Source organism: Vibrio kagoshimensis (genome assembly GCF_050337535.1).
Classification (GTDB): Bacteria; Pseudomonadota; Gammaproteobacteria; order Enterobacterales; family Vibrionaceae; genus Vibrio; species Vibrio gallaecicus.
The window spans coordinates 1-1,189 of record NZ_JAKJSZ010000057.1 but is presented as its reverse complement, the minus strand read 5'-3'; the positions used below and the strand labels follow the sequence as shown (position 1 = coordinate 1,189).

Below are 1,189 nucleotides of genomic sequence, written 5' to 3'. Positions count from 1 at the left end.
GAGCAGTTTGGTAGCTCGTCGGGCTCATAACCCGAAGGTCGTCGGTTCAAATCCGGCTCCCGCAACCACATTACAGTTGAACGTTGATTTGATGCTTCTTAGCAGAAAGATGGACGGTTAGCTTATGCGATACTAGCTCAGTTGGTAGAGCGCAACCTTGCCAAGGTTGAGGTCATCGGTTCGAACCCGATGTATCGCTCCAAATTCTTTCTTAGGATTGATGTTGGGAATATAGAGTCATTAACTTAAATAATGCATCCGGACGCGGGATGGAGCAGTTTGGTAGCTCGTCGGGCTCATAACCCGAAGGTCGTCGGTTCAAATCCGGCTCCCGCAACCACATTTCAGTTAAGCGCTTAGGCGAATAACTAATGCGATACTAGCTCAGTTGGTAGAGCGCAACCTTGCCAAGGTTGAGGTCATCGGTTCGAACCCGATGTATCGCTCCAAATTTTCTCTTTTTAGAGAACAGTTTCATTGTCTTAAACAATGCATCCGGACGCGGGATGGAGCAGTTTGGTAGCTCGTCGGGCTCATAACCCGAAGGTCGTCGGTTCAAATCCGGCTCCCGCAACCACATTACAGTTGAACGTTGGTTTGATGCTTCTTAGCAGACAAGATGAACGGTTAGCTTATGCGATACTAGCTCAGTTGGTAGAGCGCAACCTTGCCAAGGTTGAGGTCATCGGTTCGAACCCGATGTATCGCTCCAAATTCTCTCTTTTTAGAGAACAGTTTCATTGTACTTAACAATGCATCCGGACGCGGGATGGAGCAGTTTGGTAGCTCGTCGGGCTCATAACCCGAAGGTCGTCGGTTCAAATCCGGCTCCCGCAACCACATTACAGTTGAACGTTGATTTGATGCTTCTTAGCAGAAAGATGGACGGTTAGCTTATGCGATACTAGCTCAGTTGGTAGAGCGCAACCTTGCCAAGGTTGAGGTCATCGGTTCGAACCCGATGTATCGCTCCAATTTAAAGCCTCATTGTCTTAAACAATGCATCCGGACGCGGGATGGAGCAGTTTGGTAGCTCGTCGGGCTCATAACCCGAAGGTCGTCGGTTCAAATCCGGCTCCCGCAACCACATTACAGTTAAACGTTGGTTTGATGCTTCTTAGCAGACAAGATGAACGGTTAGCTTATGCGATACTAGCTCAGTTGGTAGAGCGCAACCTTGCCAAGGTTG

General features: G+C 48.9%; 8 tRNA genes. All 8 read left to right on the top strand.

What is annotated here, in order from left to right:
- Window positions 1-126: 126 nt before the first annotated feature.
- The 8 genes from L4C37_RS22365 to L4C37_RS22330 all read left to right on the top strand — a co-directional run bounded on the left by L4C37_RS22365 (window position 127) and on the right by L4C37_RS22330 (window position 1,087).
- A tRNA-Gly gene (locus L4C37_RS22365) sits at window positions 127-202 on the top strand.
- A gap of 61 nt (window positions 203-263) precedes the next feature.
- A tRNA-Met gene (locus L4C37_RS22360) sits at window positions 264-340 on the top strand.
- Window positions 341-373: 33 nt separating this feature from the next.
- Window positions 374-449 (top strand) — tRNA-Gly (locus L4C37_RS22355).
- A 51-nt stretch (window positions 450-500) separates the two neighbouring features.
- A tRNA-Met gene (locus L4C37_RS22350) sits at window positions 501-577 on the top strand.
- Window positions 578-636: 59 nt separating this feature from the next.
- Window positions 637-712, top strand: a tRNA-Gly gene (locus L4C37_RS22345).
- Window positions 713-763: 51 nt separating this feature from the next.
- Window positions 764-840 (top strand) — tRNA-Met (locus tag L4C37_RS22340).
- Window positions 841-898: 58 nt separating this feature from the next.
- Window positions 899-974 (top strand) — tRNA-Gly (locus L4C37_RS22335).
- A gap of 36 nt (window positions 975-1,010) precedes the next feature.
- A tRNA-Met gene (locus L4C37_RS22330) sits at window positions 1,011-1,087 on the top strand.
- Window positions 1,088-1,189: the final 102 nt, after the last annotated feature.